This is a genomic window from Exiguobacterium sp. SH0S7 (assembly GCF_004337195.1).
GTDB classification, from domain to species: domain Bacteria; phylum Bacillota; class Bacilli; order Exiguobacteriales; family Exiguobacteriaceae; genus Exiguobacterium; species Exiguobacterium aurantiacum_A.
Genome location: NZ_SJVA01000028.1, coordinates 1 through 1,166, shown reverse-complemented (window position 1 = coordinate 1,166; position 1,166 = coordinate 1). Strand labels below are relative to the sequence as shown.

The following is a 1,166-nucleotide window of genomic DNA, read 5'->3' as shown; positions in this document are numbered from 1 at the left end:
TGGATAGGCTACACTCAATTGGACATAAAAGTAGAGGTCGATTAGACTGAAACAAATTATCCATACGAGGAGAACATCAGATATGCCAAAAAGAGCGCACCGCACCTATACAGATGAATTCAAAGCACAAGTCGTCCAGCTTTATCTCAACGGGAAGCCAAGGATTGATATCATCCGAGAGTATGACCTGACACCGTCTGCCCTGGGACGCTGGATCAACCAGAGCCGTGCGACCGGTTCGTTCAAAGCAGAGGACAACCTGAGCGACGAGGCCCGCGAACTCCGTGACCTGCGCAAGCAAGTGAAGCAGCTCGAGATGGAGAACGACATTTTAAAGCAAGCCACGCTGATCATAGGACGAAAGTAACTGTCATCAAGAACAATATGCACAAATACTCGGTATCAGCAATGTGTAAAGTCCTTCAACTATCAAGAAGCACCTTCTACCACGAATCGAAGAAGCGACCGGCGGTCGACGATGTGACCAGTGATGTCATCGAAATCTTCCGCCGAAGTCGTGATAACTATGGAACGCGCAAGATCAAGGTCGAACTACAGCGACTAGGGAAGCGTGTTTCACGGCGTCGCATCGGGCGGATCATGAGCGAGCAGGGACTCGTATCCTCCTACACCGTCGCACAATATAAACCGAAACGAAGCAATCCGAACGAGTCCACGGCTAAAAACGAATTGAACCGTGAGTTCCGTCAGGAAAAAGAGTTGTCGGTCATCGTGAGTGATTTGACGTACGTCAGAGTCCAAAACAAATGGAGTTACGTATGTATATTTGTCGATCTCTTCAACCGGGAAATCATCGGATACAGTGTCGGAGAACACAAGGACGCGTCCCTGGTGGCACGGGCGATTGCGACGATTCCAAGCGACCTTCGGCGGGTGGGGATGTTCCACACCGACCGTGGGAGCGAGTTCAACAATAGACTCGTCAGCGACACGTTGCGCAGCTTCGGTATCCGTCGCTCACTCAGCGACAAAGGATGTCCTTACGATAACGCAGTGTCAGAGGCCATGTACAAAGTGATCAAAACAGAGTTCGTCAGAAAGCGAAACTTCCCGAACCTAACGGTCCTCGACCGTGAATTACGTGATTACATACATTGGTTCAATAACATCAGAGTCCATGGAACATTGGGCTACCTAACGCCGAG

Annotated in this window: 1 protein-coding gene; it reads left to right on the top strand. The window is 49.9% G+C overall.

The window, feature by feature from the left end; all coding sequences use genetic code 11:
* Nucleotides 1-82 precede the first annotated feature (82 nt).
* Nucleotides 83-1,166 (top strand): IS3 family transposase gene (locus tag EVJ22_RS15190; RefSeq protein ID WP_131444265.1). Its coding sequence is split into 2 segments (ribosomal slippage), with 1,085 coding nucleotides annotated over them: nucleotides 83-332 and nucleotides 332-1,166; the frame shifts between segments, so codons are not numbered across the junction. This gene is flagged as partial in the annotation.